At 61.1% G+C, this 17,457-nt stretch carries 10 protein-coding genes; 8 read left to right on the top strand and 2 right to left on the bottom strand.

The window, feature by feature from the left end; translation table 11 throughout:
- Positions 1-77: 77 nt before the first annotated feature.
- Together ACILSL_RS02095 and ACILSL_RS02090 are read right to left on the bottom strand one after the other, a co-directional pair.
- Complete coding sequence (locus ACILSL_RS02095) at positions 78-1,985, bottom strand: ABC-F family ATP-binding cassette domain-containing protein (protein WP_395730339.1); 1,908 nt, start codon at positions 1,983-1,985, stop codon at positions 78-80.
- Between the two features lie 537 nt (positions 1,986-2,522).
- A complete protein-coding gene (locus ACILSL_RS02090; protein ID WP_395730338.1) occupies positions 2,523-3,311 on the bottom strand; it encodes a glycerophosphodiester phosphodiesterase in 789 nt (262 codons plus the stop codon).
- Positions 3,312-3,357: 46 nt separating this feature from the next.
- On the opposite strand from ACILSL_RS02090, the gene ACILSL_RS02085 reads away from it, so the two are divergent.
- From ACILSL_RS02085 to ACILSL_RS02050, 8 genes are all read left to right on the top strand, one after another.
- A complete protein-coding gene (locus ACILSL_RS02085) occupies positions 3,358-4,743 on the top strand; it encodes an alkaline phosphatase family protein (RefSeq protein ID WP_395730337.1) in 1,386 nt (461 codons plus the stop codon).
- A 740-nt stretch (positions 4,744-5,483) separates the two neighbouring features.
- The gene (locus tag ACILSL_RS02080; RefSeq protein ID WP_395730336.1) at positions 5,484-6,320 is read left to right on the top strand and encodes an IclR family transcriptional regulator; all 837 of its coding nucleotides are present in this window, start codon (positions 5,484-5,486) and stop codon (positions 6,318-6,320) included.
- The gene (locus tag ACILSL_RS02075) at positions 6,317-8,836 is read left to right on the top strand and encodes a DUF1592 domain-containing protein (RefSeq protein WP_395730335.1); all 2,520 of its coding nucleotides are present in this window, start codon (positions 6,317-6,319) and stop codon (positions 8,834-8,836) included. Before ACILSL_RS02080 ends, ACILSL_RS02075 begins: the two co-directional genes overlap by 4 nt.
- Before the next feature lie 116 nt (positions 8,837-8,952).
- Positions 8,953-10,131 (top strand): DUF1552 domain-containing protein, encoded by a 1,179-nt coding sequence (locus ACILSL_RS02070; RefSeq protein ID WP_395730334.1) that lies wholly within the window; start codon positions 8,953-8,955, stop codon positions 10,129-10,131.
- Positions 10,132-10,191: 60 nt separating this feature from the next.
- Entirely contained in the window at positions 10,192-12,090 is a 1,899-nt protein-coding gene (locus ACILSL_RS02065; RefSeq protein ID WP_395730333.1) for a histidine kinase, read from the top strand.
- Positions 12,087-12,719, top strand: coding sequence for a response regulator (locus ACILSL_RS02060; protein ID WP_395730332.1), 633 nt, complete (start codon positions 12,087-12,089; stop codon positions 12,717-12,719). The genes ACILSL_RS02065 and ACILSL_RS02060 overlap by 4 nt, the downstream gene beginning before the upstream one ends.
- A 55-nt stretch (positions 12,720-12,774) precedes the next feature.
- Positions 12,775-15,708: a DUF1553 domain-containing protein gene (locus ACILSL_RS02055; RefSeq protein WP_395730331.1), complete on the top strand. Its 2,934-nt coding sequence runs from the start codon at positions 12,775-12,777 to the stop codon at positions 15,706-15,708.
- Between the two features lie 110 nt (positions 15,709-15,818).
- Complete coding sequence (locus tag ACILSL_RS02050; RefSeq protein ID WP_395730330.1) at positions 15,819-17,450, top strand: L-lactate permease; 1,632 nt, start codon at positions 15,819-15,821, stop codon at positions 17,448-17,450.
- Positions 17,451-17,457 lie beyond the last annotated feature (7 nt).

Below are 17,457 nucleotides of genomic sequence, written 5' to 3'. Positions count from 1 at the left end.
CTCCAGCGTTCCAGCCTGCCACACAAATCTCCGGCCATTCCCTTGCTAATACCGGTGCCTCCTTTTTCTCCAAAGGCTCACCCCCCGCACGCCGCCTTGATCTCCTCCAGCTCCGCCCACCGCGCAAACTTCCCCTCCAGTTCATGCTTCTTCGCATCGAGCTTCGCGATGTAGTCATTCGTCCCCGCCCCCAGCTTCACAAACGTCTCCGGGTTGCTCAGCTCGGCCTCCATCGCCGCGATCTCGCTCTCCAGCGTCGCCATCGCCGCCTCCACCTCCGCCAGCTCACGCTGCTCCTTTTGCGACATCTTCTTCGGCTTCGCGTTTCCGCCCGCCGCAGCAGCCGCAGGCTTCTCCTTCTTCACCGCCGCGTTCACCAGCGCCAGCTCCGCCGCCGCTTTCGCCGCACGCTTCTCCTGGTAGTAGCTGTAGTTCCCCGCGCATTCATGGATGCGCCCCTGGCCCTCAAACGCGATCAACCGGTCGCACACACGGTCCAGGAAATACCGGTCATGGCTCACCACCAGCACGCATCCTTTAAAGGATAAGATCGCCTCCTCCAGCACCCGCATCGTCTGCAGATCCAGATCATTTGTCGGCTCATCGAGAATCAAAAAGTTGCCTCCGCGTCGCAGGATCTTCGCCAGCAGCACCCGGCTCTGCTCCCCGCCGCTCAGCTCCTTCACCCGCATCGTCACCCGTTCATCCGTGAAAAGGAAGCGCCGCAGGTACGTCCGCACATGCAGCTTCTCCGGACCAAACTGCACAAACTCAGACATCGGCCCCGCCACCTCCTCCATCACGCTGTTCTCCGGATTCAAAAGCAGCCGCTGCTGGTCCACGTAGTTAAACACCGTCCGCTTGCCGATCGTGACCTTCCCCTCGTTCGGCTCCTGCTGCCCCATCAGCATCCGCAGCAGCGTCGTCTTGCCCAGTCCGTTCCGGCCGATGATCCCCGTGCAAGTCCCCGCTTCAAAGCTCAGGTTCAGATGGCTGAACAACCACCGGTCGTTGATGTGCGCGCCGATCTCCACCGCATCGATGATCGTGTTCGCCAGCGGCGCAGCCGGCGGGATGATCAAATCCATCACCAGCTCCGCTTCCGGCGCATCCATCGCCGCCACCCGCGCATACTCATCCAGTCGTGATCTCTGCTTCGTCCGCCGCGCGCTCACACCGGCCCGTACAAACTCCAGCTCATGCTTCAGAAAGCTCTGGCGTCGTCTCTCCGAGTTCGCCTCCACACTCTCCCGGATCGCCTTGCTCTCCAAAAAGTCACTGTAGTTCCCCGGATGGCTGTAGATCCGGCTGTCATCGATCTCGATGATCCGCGTCGCCACCCGGTCCAAAAAGTACCGGTCATGCGTCACAAACAGCACCGCACCCGTGAAGTCCCGCAGGAAAATCTCCAGCCACTCGATCGACTCCGCATCCAGATGGTTCGTCGGTTCGTCCAGCAGCAGCAGATCCGGCTGCGACACCAGCGCACGCGCCAGCGCCACACGCCGCTTCTCACCCCCGGAGAGTCCTTTCACAATGCGATCCGCCGCCGGCAGCCCCAGCTCATTCATCGCCGTGCTGATCCGCGTCTCCACCCCCCAGCCATCATGCAGTTGGATCTGGTGCAGCAGCTCCTCCTCCTGGTCCCCCTTGTAGTCGCCAGTCTCGTAGCGCTCCACCATCTCCAGCAGCGCCGCAGCACCCGCACGCACGTTGTCCATCACGCTCGCCTCCTCATCCAGTACAAACTCCTGCGCCAGATGGCTCACAATAATCCCGTTCCGCCGCGAGATCGTCCCGCTGTCCGGCTTCTCCGTCCCCACCAGGATGCGCATCAGACTCGTCTTTCCCGAGCCATTCCGCCCCACCAGCCCCAGCTTCTCCCCTTCATGGATGCTCATCGTCGCATCATTAAACACCTGCTGCAGCCCAAATTGCAGGCGCAGGTCTTTGGCAGAAATAACAGCAGGAGTGATCGGAGACATAATGGGGCCGTTGAGATAGCACCATCTCCTCTGCACTGCGAAAGATTAGACTTTAAATCCCCCACTTTCCCCCCTCCGCATCAGATCACCAATTCACACGACATCTCATTCCATTGAGGAATCCAGGCCGCATCGCCTCCACCTCACCCGATCCCGGAGAGCCGTAGCGAAGCGGAGACAGCCGAAGGCAAATCATCGAGGGTAGCCAGGGGGCGCAGACCCCTGGAAAACAATCCCTCCCCCACGCTTTCTAAAAGGTCGCATCCCGGAGGGATGCTAGCACCTGGCATCTTCTAGACGTCCGCCTTTGCCACCCCCGAATACAGGTCTTTCACCATCTCCCACCCCCCTCCGACCAATTTAAAATTCTCAGTTTTCAGTTCCCAGTTTTCAATCCCCACACACCACGCCGCCACTTCCCCAGACACACCGCAAATCCACTCCGGCTTCCGTGCATTCCGCGTATTCCGTAGGCCCATTCAGCCCCTCTCTGCGTTCTCCAAATCTCTGCGGTGCAAAATCATTGTCCCCACATCCTCACTTCCCCAGCGCCTCTCTCACCATCACCGGATCATCCGTCGTGATCCCATCCACCCCCAGCGCCGCAAACCGCTTCACATCCGCCGCCTTGTTCACCGTCCACACATACAGCCCAAAGCCCGCGTCACGCACCTGCTTCACCATCGCCGCATCCCACGGAAAATCCGTCATCCCCAGGTCCAGCCCGTCCAGCTTGTCCGCCTTCGTGTCCGCAATCAGCTGCGTCAGATCCGTCAGCTTCTTCTCCTTCGTCTTCCCAGACGCCAGCCGGTAAACTTTCATCCACGGCATCGCCTTCTTCGACTCCGCCGCCGCCCCGCGATTGAACGCGATGATCACCAGCTGCGCCGCGCGATCCTTCATCGGCTCCAAAATCCGCTTCAGCTCCGGCACGATCTCCGCCCCGCACTTCACCTCGATGAAAAAGCGCTGCTTCCCCTTCGGCATCGTCGCCAGCGCCTGTTCCAGCGTCGGGATCTTCTCATTCGCCCACTCCTTGCCCTTCCACGATCCCGCATCCAGCGCCGTCAGCTCCGCCTGTTTCGCCGTCGCCACATCCAGCTTCACGCCCGTCGTCCGCTTCGCATCCTTGTCATGGATCACCGCCGTCTTGCCGTCTGCCGTCAGGTACACATCCAGTTCGCACGCATCCGTCTGATTCTTCCACGCCAGCTCAAACGCGCCCAGCGTGTTCTCCGGTGCACGCGCGGAAAACCCGCGATGCGCGACGATTTCGACAGCATTGGCGGACATGGCGGTGAGGAGAAAAAATGCGGCGAACTTCATGGGGGAGAAAGCAAACGCCGCAAGCGCTCGTAACCATTCGCCCCAAATGAAATTTTGTTTCCTGCTCGTCATCAGCATCATCATCGTTCGCACGCTGACTTCCTGCTCCAAGTCGCCGTCCGCCGACCCCAAAGACCAGCACGTCATCCTCATCAGCATCGATGGCTTCCCCGCCTGGCTCTGGAATGACGAATCTCTCCAGATCCCCAATCTCCGCAAGCTCGCCGCCGAAGGTGCCAGCACCAAGGCCATGACCGTCAGCAATCCCTCCATCACCTGGATCAATCACACCACCCTCGTCACCGGTGTCGAGCCCCGCAAGCACGGCGTCCTCTTCAATGGCCTCCTCGTCCGCCAGGGAGACAACAAGCCCCCCAAGATCGAGCAGTGGGCAGATAAAACCAGGCTCGTCCATGCCCCCACCCTCTACGACGTCGCCCACGACGCCGGCCTCACCACCGCCGAGTCCGACTGGGTCGCCGTCACCAAGGCCAAGACCATCGACTGGAGCTTCGCCGAGCTCCCCGAAGCCGAAGGCAAAGTCGAAAAAGAAATGATCGCCGCAGGCCAGATCAAGCCCCAGGACATCACCTGGATGCAGCTCGGCCCCCAGCGCAAAAGCGTCACCTTCCTCGACAACATGTGGACCAAGGCCGCCATCCACATCTTCAAGGCTCACAAGCCCAATCTTCTCCTCTATCACACGCTCAATACCGACTCCACCCACCACACCTACGGCCCCGGCTCCATGGCCAGCTACACCGCGCTCGCCTACGCCGACCGCCTCGTGGGAGATCTCGTCAAAGCCGTCGAAGACAGCGGCCTGCGCGACAGCACCACCTTCGTCATCGCCACCGATCACGGCTTCAAAAAAGTCACCAAGATCATCCTCCCCAACGTCGAGCTCAAGAAAGCCGGACTCGCTCAAGGCCTCGGCCCCACCATCAACACCTGCGACGCCTACTCCATGACCCAGGGCGGCATGGCCTTCGTCTACGTCACCAATCCCGCCCGCAAAGCCGAGCTCATCCCGCAGCTCAAAGAAAAGTTTGCCAAAACCGAAGGCGTGGACCGCGTCATCGAAGGCAAAGACGGCCACACCCTCGGCATGCCCACTCCCGAAGAAAACCAGGGCATGGGAGATCTCGTCCTCTATGCCAAGCCCGGCTACGCCTTCAAAAACGACGCCGGCGGAGACTCCACCGTCACCCCCTCCGTCAACTACGCCGGCACCCACGGCTATTTCAATGGCGACCCCGAACTCGACGGCATCTTCATCGCCAGCGGCCGCGGCATCAAAAAAGGCGTCGTCCTCGATCGCATGGCCAATCTCGACGTCGCCCCCACCATCGCCAAACTCATGAGCCTCCAGCTCCCCCAGCCCGACGGCCGCGTCCTCGAAGAGATCCTCATCTCCGCAGAGAAGAATTAGATTCCTGCATGGGCCATAGCCGCGGCTCCTCATCAGGTTGTTCTCGAATAAAGGAGCACACATAGGGAGCGGTCTGCGCGCTCGTAGGATGGGTGTGGCGACAGCCCGCCCGTCCATCAGCGCATGGCAACGTCCATGTCGCTCAGCCTCCCAGAGCCGGTCCGTTCGGCGCAACAATCCATGGATGATAAGAAATCTCCAGACCGCCAAATACCAAACCCACATTTAGAGCAGGCTCGCTATCACCGAACCAGTCTATTCCAAGACAGCAGGTCATATCAGGTATGGGCTCCCGGAGGGAGCAGAGAAATTAGCCGGTGGTGAAGCGAGGCTCGGCGAGCGAGAACCACCGGACCAGCCCCACGACGTTATTTCCTTCTAGGTGCGCATGCCGAAGGTATGCGAGAAGCATTCTTCGTCCCACCGCTCACCTTGGAGTTTACGCACGCTTCATGCTGCTTCTCATAGCGCCTCCCCAGCCGCTCATTGCTGGGAGCGCCGATGTCCACATCGGCTCCGGCCGCACGTCCCACCAGCACCCCACGCGACGCAACGGCCTGCCTCCGCACCCCGTTCATTTCTCCCATCCCCCCGGGTGCATTTTGGATACATCATGGTGCGCGCTGAATCATCATGCGCAGACAGATTCAAAAGGCAGGCCTTGTAACCTTCGTGGTCACACGCAAGAAACCCGTCTGCCACCACGTTTCTATCCCTGCAAACACTTTAGCATATAGAAAATGCCTGCCACTCGCTCACCCCGCCGCCAGCCCAGGACAAAACCAAAACCCAAGGCCCCCGTCCAAGACTCCGGCTTCAGCACCCCCAGTCTCGACCGCGCCCTGGCCGTGCTCCAATGCCTCGGCGGAAACCCTCACGGCCTCACGCTCTCCGAAATCGCCGAGTCCCTCACCCTCTCCGTCAACTTCGTCTATCGCGTCACCCAGTCCCTCGTCTCTCACGGCTACCTCGTGCGCGATGCCGAAAAACGCTTCAGCGTCGGCTCCGCCATGCTCAAACTCTGCCAGCCCGTCATCGATGACGTCCCCCTCACCGAGGCCGCCCTTCCCGCCATGCGCTGGCTCAGCGATCAAACCGGCGAAGCCGCCCACCTTGGCATCCTCAGCGGCTCCGAAGGCATCGTGCTCGAGCGTGTCATCGGCCGCGCCATGATCAAATTCTACGTCGAACGCGGCACCCGCTTCCCCCTCCACACCAGCGGCCCCGGCAAAGTGATGCTCGCATTCAAACCCGAATCCGAGCGTGACGACATCATCGCCGGCATGAAGTTCGAACGCTTCCATCCCTGGACCATTTCGAACCGCAAAGACTTCCTCCAGTGCCTCGACCAGGTTCGCAACACCGGCTTTGCCACCGACGTCGGCGAACACCTCGAAGGCCACCACTGCCTCGCCGCCCCCATCTTCGATGCCGAAGGAAACGCCATCGCCTCCCTCTGGATCACCGGACCCAGCCAGCGCTTGAGCGAAGAGCGCATGCTCAAACTCGCCGCAGTGGTGAAAAAAGCCGGTGCCATGGCCACCGCAGCCCTGCGTGGAGGCGCCCTCGCCGCATGAAGCACAATCACCTCATCTCCATCCTGAGCCTCAGTGCTCTTCCCATCCTGGCGCACGCGCAAAGCGCACCGCCCCAGATCCAGCAAAGCTGCATCGAATGCCACGACAAGGACACCACCAAAGGCGGCCTCGACCTCACCTCACTCACCTTCGATCTCACCAACCCCGCCACCCGCGACCGCTGGATCCGCATCTACGACCGCGTCGAAAAAGGCGAGATGCCACCCAAGCCCGAAGACCTCCCGCAGCCTGAGCGCACCGCCCTCGTTCAATCTCTCGCCACCTCCATCCTCACCGCCGATCGCGCCGACATCCTCGCCCACGGTCGCGGCCCCCTCCGCCGCCTCAATCGCGACGAGTACGAACAGAACCTCCGCGACATCCTTCAGCTCCCCGATCTCGACATCCGCGACATCCTTCCCGAGGACCGCGAAGGCCACCGCTTCAATAAAACCACCGACATGCTCGACATGTCCCGCGTCCAGCTCGTCGCCTACTTGGACGCCGCAGAGGCCGCGTTGCACACGGCCATGACCACCGAACCAGCGCCACCGACGATGGTCAAATACCGCGCCGTCGGCACCGACCTCTTCCCCGGTACCGGCACCTTCGGCAATCGCGAGGCCATGTTCTTCACTCGCGACAGCAAGGCTATCGAGTTCCGAAGGAAAAACGACAAAGGTAAAGACGAATCCACCGAAAAGGACTTCGCCAAAGATGACACCATCGAGATGGCTCTCTTCCGCGCAGCCAGCTGGCCCTACCTCGGCACACCCAAACACTTCACCGCCAAACGCACCGGCAGCTACAAAGTCCGCTTCTCCGCCCGCGCGGTGCTTCAGCAGCCCGGCTACGTGATCACCCCGGCCACGAAGCCCCTGCCCATGACCTTCCGCACCCGCAAGCCCGCCGGCGTTGACATCATCAATGAAGTCCATGACACAGGCGGCATCATCGACATCCAGCCCGAAAAGCGCGTCTATGAAACCACAGTGCGTCTGCGCGCAGGCGAGGCCATCGAGTACAGCCTTCTCGGCCTGCCCATGCCGCTCGCCATGAACCCCAACGGCTCCGCTCCCTCCTACCGCTACCCGCCGTTCCCTGAGGGCGGTCAGCCCGGCCTCGCCGTGCAGTGGCTCGAAATCGAAGGCCCCATCGAATCACAAACCTGGCCCCCAGCCTCCCACCGCGTCCTCTTTGACGACCTCGGCATCGAGGTCAAACCCAAGGACCCACAGCAAGAATCAAAGCGCCTCCTCCGCCGCTTCGTCAAACTCGCCGCACGCGAGCCCATCCCCGAAGAAGACCTCAAAAAATTCGACGACCTGATCCAGCAACGCCTGTCCAAAAACGCCTCCTTCGCCGAGGCCATGCTCGCAGGTTACAAAGCCTTCCTCGCCTCCGGCGACTTCATCTACGTCCGCGAGCCCATCCAGGCAGACGACCACTTTGCCATCGCCTCCCGCCTCTCCCACTTCCTCACCAACTCCCGACCCGATGCGCAGCTCATGCAGCTCGCGCAAAACAAGCAGCTCCGCGATCCCCAGACTCTCCGCGCCGAAACAGACCGCCTCATCGCCAGCGCAGGCTTTGATCGATTCGTCAAAAACTTCACCGACTGCTGGCTCGGCCTCCGCCACATCCGCCGCGACGACCCCGACATCCGCCTCTTCCCCGAATACCGCTTCGACGAGTACCTCGTCGAAAGCATGGAGCGCGAAACCCGCACCTTCTTCACGTCGATGATCCGCGAGAACCTGCCCGCCAGCGTGCTGGTCAAAACAGATTTCGTCTTCGCCAACGACCGCCTCTCCAAGCACTACCAGCTTCCACCACTCACCGGTTCCGCCATGCGCAAGGTCAGCCTGCCCAAAGACAGCCCGCATGGCGGCCTGCTCACTCAGGCGGCCATTCTCAAAGTCAGCTCCAATGGCACCACCACCTCCCCCGTCGTTCGCGGCGCCTGGGTCATGGAGCGCCTCATCGGCCAGCCGCCTCCACCACCACCCGCCAGCGTCCCCGCCGTCGAGCCCGACATCCGCGGCGCCAAAACCATCCGCGATCTCCTCGCCCTCCACACCAAATCCAAATCCTGCGCCGCCTGCCACGCCCGCTTCGATCCCGTCGGCCTCGCCCTCGAAAACTTCGACATCCTCGGCGGCTGGCGCACCCACTATCGCGGCCTTGAAGAAGGCCAGCGCATCACCGGCATCGACCGCGCCGGACACAGCTTCAGCTACACCATCGCCTCCCCCGTGGACACCAATGGCAAACTCCTCGACGGCCGCACCTTCGCCAACATCAACGACCTCAAAACCCTCCTTGCCGCCAATCCCCGCCAGCTCGCCCGCAATCTCCTCCACCAGTTCACCATCTACGCCACCGGCACCCCCGTCCGCTTCTCCGACCGCCCCGAAATCGAATCCCTCCTCAACTCCTCCGCCAAAAACAACTACCCCATCCGCGACCTCCTCCACGCCCTCATCCAAAGCCCCATCTTTTTGGGACAACCATGAACTCCCCTTACATCGCCAAATCTCATTCTCGTCGCCGCTTTCTTCATGGAGCCGGCGTGACGCTTGCCCTCCCAATGCTGGAGTGTTTGAAACCCGTTTTTGGCAGAGCGGCTCAAGTGAAGTCTCCTCAGAGACTACTCATCATCTCCAACAACCTCGGCTTTTTGCCGAAACCCTTCTTCCCGAAGAACGCCGGACGCGACTACGAACTGTCGCCAACGCTTTCGCCGCTCAATGAGGTGAAGAACGAGTTCACCCTCTTCAGCGGCCTGTCCCACCCCGACGTCAACGGCGGCCACAGCGCCGAAAACTGCTTCCTCACCGCCGCACGCGGCCCCACCAAAAGCGGCTTCCGCAATCAAATCTCCCTCGATCAATACATCGCCGAAAAACTCGGCCAGCAGACACGCTACCCAACACTCAACCTCGGCGTCAACATCGACAAGGCCAACCGCAGCCTCTCCTGGACCCGTGACGGCGTTCTCCTCCCCGCCGAAGACAGCGCACCCGCCCTCTTCCGCCGCATGTTCGTTCAGGGCGATCCCGCCGCCGTGAAAAAACAGCTCCAGCAGCTCGACGAGCGCGGCAGCATCCTCGACACCCTCCTCGATCAAACCAAGCGCCTCAGCCGCGACCTCGGCAGCACTGATCGCGCTCGCCTCGACCAATACCTCACCTCCGTCCGCGAAGTCGAAGAACGCCTGCTCACCGCCCGCGAATGGGAGCTCAAACCCAAGCCAGTCGCCACCCAGCCCGAGCCCAAAGACATTCAGGACAAAAAACTCATCTTCGAAAAGCTCGACCTCATGCTCTCCATGGCGCAGCTCGCATTCGAGTCCGACTCCACCCGCATCGTCACCCTCATGGTCGATGCCTTCGCCACTCCCGCCTTTCATCTTCACGGCGATGAAAACACCACCGAAGGCTACCACGGCCTCAGCCATCATGGTCAGGCCGAGGAAAAAGTACGCCAGCTTGCCGAAGCCGACCTCGAGCAGATGCGCCTCTTCAAAAAGCTCATCCAAACCCTCGCCTCAAAACGCGAGGACGACGCCCGCCTCCTCGACCGCACCATGGTCCTCTTCGGCAGCAACATGGGAGACGCCAACACCCACGACAACACCAACCTCCCCATCCTCCTCGCCGGTGGCGGTTTCAAACACGGCCAGCACCTCGCCTTCAAGCGCGACACCAACCTCCCCCTCAGCAACCTCTTCCTCTCCCTCCTCCACCGCCTCGGCGTCGACTCCGACCAATTCGGCTCCAGCACCGGCACGGTTACGGGTCTCGCATAGCGGCCCTGTCCCGCCTTCACGTGGGTTGCACTCATTCCATTGTCGGGAATGGTTCCCTCTTTGAAACCAGCCCTGCTCATCCTCGCATCCATCCTCGCCACCGGTGCTCCATGGTCATGGCTGAACTCCCAGCTCTCCACCCTGGACCACCGCCATTACGAGCTCCAGACCGCGCTATCAAAACTCCCCGCCCAGCCCGCTCCCCAGCCCCTGGAGCACGCCGGCTTTCACAGCGGACTGGCCCCACAAGCCGATTCCGTCCGCTGGGTCCAGATCGACCTCGGTGCCGAGTACCCGCTCGACTCAGTCGTCGTCATCCCCGCCATGCTCGGCGTGGTCGAGGCCTACGGCTTCCCCAGTCATTTCCGCATCGACGCCTCAAACGCCCCCCTTTTTGCCGAATCCGACACACTTTTAGACCATTTCTCCGGCAATAATCCGCCCTCATCCGCACCATGGTTCGTGGCAGGAAATAGAATCAAAGCACGCCACATCCGCTTCACCGCCACCACCCTCGCCGCCCAGCCCCACGGCACCCGCCGCTTCATCTTCTGCCTCGGCGAGCTCCTCGTCTTCAGCCAGGGCCGAAACGTCGCACTCCACGCCCAGGTCCTCGCCCCCAACTCCGTCGAAACCCTCCCCACCTGGTCCCCCCGTCACCTCGTCGATGGCGCTTACTCTCTCGGTCTTCCGGTGCATCCAGATGAAATCAATGGCAACGGCTGGCACAGCGGCATCTCCACCACCGCCGAAACCACCAAATGGGTGCAGGCCGATCTGGGTGCTCCACACTCCATCGACGAGATCCGCCTCATCCCCGCCCACCCCCGCGACTACCCCGAGCGCTCCGGCTTCGGCTTTCCCCGCCGCTTCAAAGTAGAAGCGGATGGCAAAGTAATCTTCGACACCACCTCCGCCGACTTCCCCAATCCCGCCGACACCCCCGTTGCCTTCCCGTGCCCCGGCCTGCGCGCTCAGACCATCCGCGTCACCGCCACGCATCTCTGGGAACGCAGCGGCGACTTCGTCTTCGCACTCGCAGAACTGCAGGCCTTTGAACACGGTCGCAACATCGCGCTCAACTCCGCCGTCACGAGTTCCGACGACACCATCACCGCATCCTGGACCCGCGCAGGTCTCATCGACGCACGCAGCAGCACCGGCGCGCTTGTGGATGAATCCAACTGGCTCGCAGCCCTGTCCCAGCGCCGTCAGATCACCGACGAACTCACCGCCTTGGAAGCTCAGCGCACCCAGGCGCTTGCCATCGCCTACCAGCGCACCGCATGGCTTGGCGGCAGCGTCTTAGGCCTCGCCATCCTCACCGCCTGGCTGGCATGGTTGCGTTCCCGCCGCTCCCGTCAGCAGGAGATGGAATCTCTCCGCCATCGCATCTCCCGCGATCTCCATGACGAAATCGGCAGCCACCTCGGCAGCATCCGCCTCATGTCCGAACTGGCCTTGCGCGACGGCTCCGCGTCGGACTCACTCGAAGAAATCCACCGCCTCGCCGGTGAGGCCGCCGAGTCCATGCGCGGCATCATCTGGCTCGTACGTGAGGGCGATGCGCCTCCTTTGACCAGTCTCGTCGAAGCCATGCGCCAGAGTGCGGCTGCTTTGCTGCAAGGCATCGAATGGAAAATGGAGGCAACGGACTGCCATTTCGCCACCGCTTCGCTTGAATTTCATCGGCAGGTCTTCCTGCTCTTCCGCGAAGCTGCACACAACATCGCCCGGCATGCAAAAGCTGCACAGGTTTGCATCGAAGTGAACTGGAAGGCAAAACACTTCCATCTTCGCATTGAGGACAACGGCTGTGGCTTTGATGTCGCCGCCATCAGCGCTGGCAATGGCCTCGCCAATCTCAGGCACCGCGCCACCGTTCTTGGCGGCACCCTACACATCACTAGCAGCCCCGGTAACGGCACCTGCATCACCTTGGAGGCCGATTTCTCATGAACACACTCTGGATCGTTGAAGACCACGCCGCCTTCCGCCGCACCCTCGTCCGCGTCTTGAATGCCGAGGCTGACTTGAAATGCTCACGCGATTTCGATTCCTGCGAAAAACTGCTCGCCGCACTCGGGCAGCCTGAGGTGCCTGATTTGATTCTTCTCGATGTCGGCCTGCCCGGCATGAGCGGCCTCGATGGCATCCGCCTGATCAAAGAGCGCGCACCCAAGGCGCTCGTTGTCATCCTCACCGTCTTCGAGGACGATGATAAAGTCTTCCAGGCCATCTGCGCCGGGGCCGCAGGCTACCTGCTCAAGACCGGCAGCGGAGCCGACATCACGCAGGCCGTGCGGGATGCCTTGGCCGGGGGATCGCCGATGAATCCGCGCATCGCCCGCCGTGTGCTGGAGATGTTTTCCAAGCTGGCCCCGAAGCAGAACGACTACGGCCTCAGTGAACGGGAGAAGGAGATCTTGCAGCTCATGACCACCGGCCTCATCAAAAAGGAGATTGCCGAAAGACTCACACTCAGCGTCCACACCGTGGACACCTACCTGCGCCGCATCTACGAAAAGCTGGAGGTCAATACCCGCACCGGCGCCGTGGCCAAGGCGCTCAAGGAAGGGCTGGTGTGACTGTCCCGCGCTTGCGTGGCATGAAATGTCCTGTTGAGCGTCGTATCAATCATCCATGCGCCTTCCCGTTCTCCTCATCTTTGCCGCCGTGCCTGCCTTCGCGGTCGATTTTGTGCGGGAGGTTCAGCCGATTTTTGCCAAGCATTGCTATGAATGTCATGGCAGCAAAAAACAGAAGAACGACTACCGGCTCGACATCAAGACGATCGCTCTAACGGGTGGCGAGGATCATGCGCCGAACATTGTTCCGGGCAAGAGCGCGGAGAGCCCGTTGTTTCGTTTCGTGAGCGGTGCGGATGCGAAGATCGCGATGCCGCCGAAATCCAAGCTCAGCACTGATGAGATGGATGTGCTGAAACGCTGGATTGATGAAGGGGCGGTGTGGCCGGAGGGCGTGGATGTGGCCAAGGTGGAGGACCGGCTGGATTGGTGGAGTTTCAAGCCTCTGGCGAAAAAGGATGGAAACATTGACGGCTTTATTCGTGCGAAACTCGCGGAGCACGGCCTCAAGCCAGCGCCCGCGGCCGATGCCCGCACGTTGATTCGTCGGCTGTACTTTGACCTCACCGGCCTGCCGCCTTCTCCTGCGGAGGTGGAGCGCTATGCGGCGCTGCCGTATGAAAAGCTGGTGGATGATCTGCTGGCATCTCCGCGCTATGGGGAGCGGTGGGCGCGTCATTGGCTCGATCTGGTGCACTACGGTGAAACGCATGGCTACGACAAGGACAAGCCGCGCATGAACGCCTGGCCCTACCGTGACTACGTCATTCGTGCGCTGAACAGCGACAAGCCCTATGCACGTTTCGTTGAAGAACAGATTGCGGGGGATGTGCTGCATCCCGGCACCACAGACGGCATCACGGCGCTCGGATTCATCTCGGCCGGACCGTGGGATTTCATTGGGCATGCGGAGGTGCCAGAGTCGAAGCTGGATGGCAAAATCGCGCGGCATCTGGACCGCGATGACATGGTGCAAAACACGATGGGTGCGTTTTGCTCGCTCACCGTCGGTTGCGCGCAATGCCACTACCACAAGTTCGATCCCATCTCACAGGAGGACTATTATTCGCTGCAGGCGGTGTTTGCCGCAATTGACCGCACGGATGTGAATTATTATCCGGATGATGCTTCGATGCAGCGGTTTGTGGATTTGGAGCAGCAACACAAGAAAATCGCCGCCAGCATCAAGGTGGTGGAGGAGCCGCTGAAGGAGAAAGCCGGTGAAGCCTACAAGGCACTCAGCAAGCGCATCGACGGTGCCGCCGACAAGGAGTCCAAGACGAATCCGAATGTGAAGCCGGACTTTGGTTATCACAGCGCCATCGCCATGGATCAAAACACGGTGAAGTGGGTGCAGGTGGATCTCGGCAGGAGCGTGGAGATCCAGCGGATCGTGCTGAAGCCCTGCTACGATGACTTTGGCGGCATCGGCGGTGGCTTTGGTTTCCCTGTGCGTTTCAAGGTCGAGGCGAGTGATGATCCTTCGTTTAAAACCGGCGTGAACCTCATCTGGCGGAAGCATGACGCGACGTTCATGAACGACTTCAAAAATCCCGGTCTTGTGCCGTTTGAAACGGGCACGGCAGAAGATGACGGCGCGCGGGGCCGGTACGTGCGCGTCACGGCGGTGAAGCTGGCGGAACGCAAGAACGACTACATCTTTGCGCTGGCCGAGATGGAAGTCTTTGCGGACAAAAATGGGGTGAATCTGGCGGCAGGGAGGCCGGTGACAGCGCTCGACAGCATTGAGGCCGCGCCACGATGGCAGAAAGACAATCTCACGGACGGCATCGCGCCTGAGGCACGCACGCAGGAGGACAAGCAGCGACTCATCAAAGAACGTGATGCCCTCATGCTCGCCCAGGCGGATGCTGCGACGCGCAAGCAGCTCAACGAGCTACGCAACAAGCGCGGCGTCATTGATGCCGAAATCGCGAAGCTGCCGAAGCCTGGCAAGGTGTATGCGGGAGCCATTCACACGGGAACAGGAGCCTTCCGGGGAACGGGCAACGAAGGCGGGAAGCCACGGGTGATCCAGGTGCTCAAACGTGGCGACATCAAACAGCCGGCGAAGGAAGTGGGGCCGCAGAGCATCGTGGCGCTCAGTGAAGCTTTTCATGATGAGTACCAGCTTGCTGGCGAGGGTGAATCCGCCCGCCGTGCGGACTTGGCACGCTGGATTACTGACAAGAACAATGTGCTCACGTGGCGAAGCATTGTGAACCGCGTGTGGCAGCATCATTTTGGGCGTGGGCTGGTCGATACCGCCAATGACTTTGGCCGCATGGGCGGAAGGCCGAGTCATCCTGAACTGCTCGACTGGCTGGCGGTCACGTTTCGTGATGACCTCGGCGGCAGCTTGAAACGGTTGCACAAACTGATCGTGATGAGCAGCACGTACCGGCAGTCGTCAGACAAAGCGGAGCCGGCGGATGCGAACAACGTCTTCCTCTCCCACCAAAACCGCCGCAAGCTGGACGCGGAATCCATTCGCGATTCCATCCTCGCCGTGAGCGGCAAGTTGGATTTCACCATGGGCGGGCCGAGCTTTCAGGATTTCGTCATCGAGAAGCCGCAGCACAGTCCGCACTACGAGTATCAGCTCCATGATCCGGAAGACCCGAAGTCATGGCGGCGCAGTGTTTACCGTTTTATTGTGCGTTCACAGCAGCAGCCTTTCATGACCACGCTTGATTGCGCCGATCCCTCCATGCGGGTGGAAAAGCGCAATGAATCGCTTAGCCCGCTGCAAGCCTTGGCCATGATGAACAACGGACTCGTCGTCGCCATGGCAAAGCATTTTGCAGAGCGTGTGACGCGGGAAGCGCAAGGGCTTGAGGCTCAGATTGGGCATGCCTTTGTGCTGGCGCTCTCACGTAGTCCGACTGCGGATGAAATGATGCCGCTGCTTGAATACGCGCAACGCGAAGGTTTGGAAAACACCTGCCGGGTGATTTTGAACCTGAATGAATTCAGTTTTGTGAACTGATAGCCTGCGAAGGTGCGAGAGGGCAGTCCCGTGCTGTTGAAAATGCTTGGTTCTGGCACTGAGGTGAAACATATGATGGGGATTTTCCGTGATGCACATCCCTTAACTCCATGACCTGGTCCCAAAACTACGATCCACTCGGCAATCTTGTTCTCTCCTCCTGCATCGCCGCAGTGCCTGTGGTGGTGCTGCTGGGGTTGCTGGCCTTCTGGCATGTGCGGGCTCAGCTTGCGGCGGGTGCCGGACTTCTGACGGCGCTGGGGATCGCGGTGCTTGTTTATGGCATGCCGGCGGGGCTTGCAGGAATGGCGGCGGTGAACGGGGCCGTGTTCGGGCTGTTTCCCATCGGGTGGATCGTGCTGAACGCGATGTTTGTTTACAACCTGAGCGTGGAGACGGGACAGTTCGCCGTGCTGCAGCGGCAGATCGCCAGCGTGTCGGGGGACCGACGCATTCAGGCGCTCCTGATAGCGTTCAGCTTTGGCGCATTCATCGAAGGTGCGGCGGGTTTTGGTGCGCCGGTGGCGATTACAGGGGCACTCATGATCGGACTTGGCTTCAAACCGCTTGAAGCCGCGAAGCTGGCGCTGATCGGCAACACGGCGCCGGTGGCGTTTGGATCACTCGGCACGCCCTTGACGACGCTGGCGGACATCACCCACCTCGATTTGCATCAGCTCAGCGCGATGGTCGGCAGGCAGCTGCCGATTTTCTCGCTGGCGGTGCCGTTCTGGCTGGTGGCGGCCCAGGTCGGCTGGCGAGGCATGCTGGCTGTGTGGCCGGCGTGTTTCGTGACAGGCCTGAGCTTTGGCGTGATGCAGTTTCTCGTGAGCAACTATCACGGCCCGTGGCTGGTGGACATCATCAGCGCCGTGGTGGCGATGGTGGTGCTGGTGCTGTTCATGAAGGTGTGGAAGCCCAAAGATGCGGTGGAGAAGCCCGAGGTGGAGGCAATACCAGCAGGTGCTTCGCAGGCACCCTGGAAGGCGTGGCTGCCGTGGGTGTTTCTGACGGCGCTGGTGTTTGCCTGGGGCATGCCGGCGGTGAAAAACGGGCTGAACGCTGTGTTCAACGCAGAGATCAAGGTGCCGATGCTGCATCTGGCGGTGGAGCGTGTGCCGCCCGTGGTGGAGCATGCAGAGATGGAGAAGGCGGTGTTTAAATTCAATGCGCTCTCGGCCACCGGCACGGCAGCGATGCTGGCGGGGATGCTGGCCGGGCTTTGTCTCGGACTGTCGCCGATGCGCATCGTAAAACTGTATGGCACGACGATCTGGAAACTGCGCGTGCCGTTGCTGACGATCGCGCTGATGCTCGCGCTGGGGTATGTGACACGCTACAGCGGCACGGACACAACGATGGGCCTCATGATGGCCGGTACAGGCATGCTGTTCCCGTTTTTCTCCCCCTTGATCGGCTGGCTCGGGGTGACGCTCACGGGTAGTGACACGGCTTCGAATGTGCTGTTTGGCAATCTGCAGCAGGTCACGGCGAACCAGCTGCATCTCTCGCCCATTCACATGGCGGCTTCGAACAGCTCTGGCGGGGTGATGGGCAAGATGATCGACGCGCAGAGTATTGTCGTGGCTGCGGTGGCAACAGGCGGTCAGGCAGACAGTCCGGACGCTGGCACGGTGCTGCGAAGTGTCTTCTGGCACAGCATCGCGCTGGCGCTGCTCATGGGTGTGCTGGTGATGGTGCAGGCGTACTGGATGCCGTGGATTATCGTCGGCGTGAAATGAGCCGCAG

Source organism: Prosthecobacter sp., assembly GCF_044222345.1.
In the GTDB taxonomy this organism is placed as follows: domain Bacteria; phylum Verrucomicrobiota; class Verrucomicrobiia; order Verrucomicrobiales; family Verrucomicrobiaceae; genus Prosthecobacter.
Note: the sequence above shows the minus strand (reverse complement) of the source record. Positions and strands in the feature narration are given on the sequence as shown.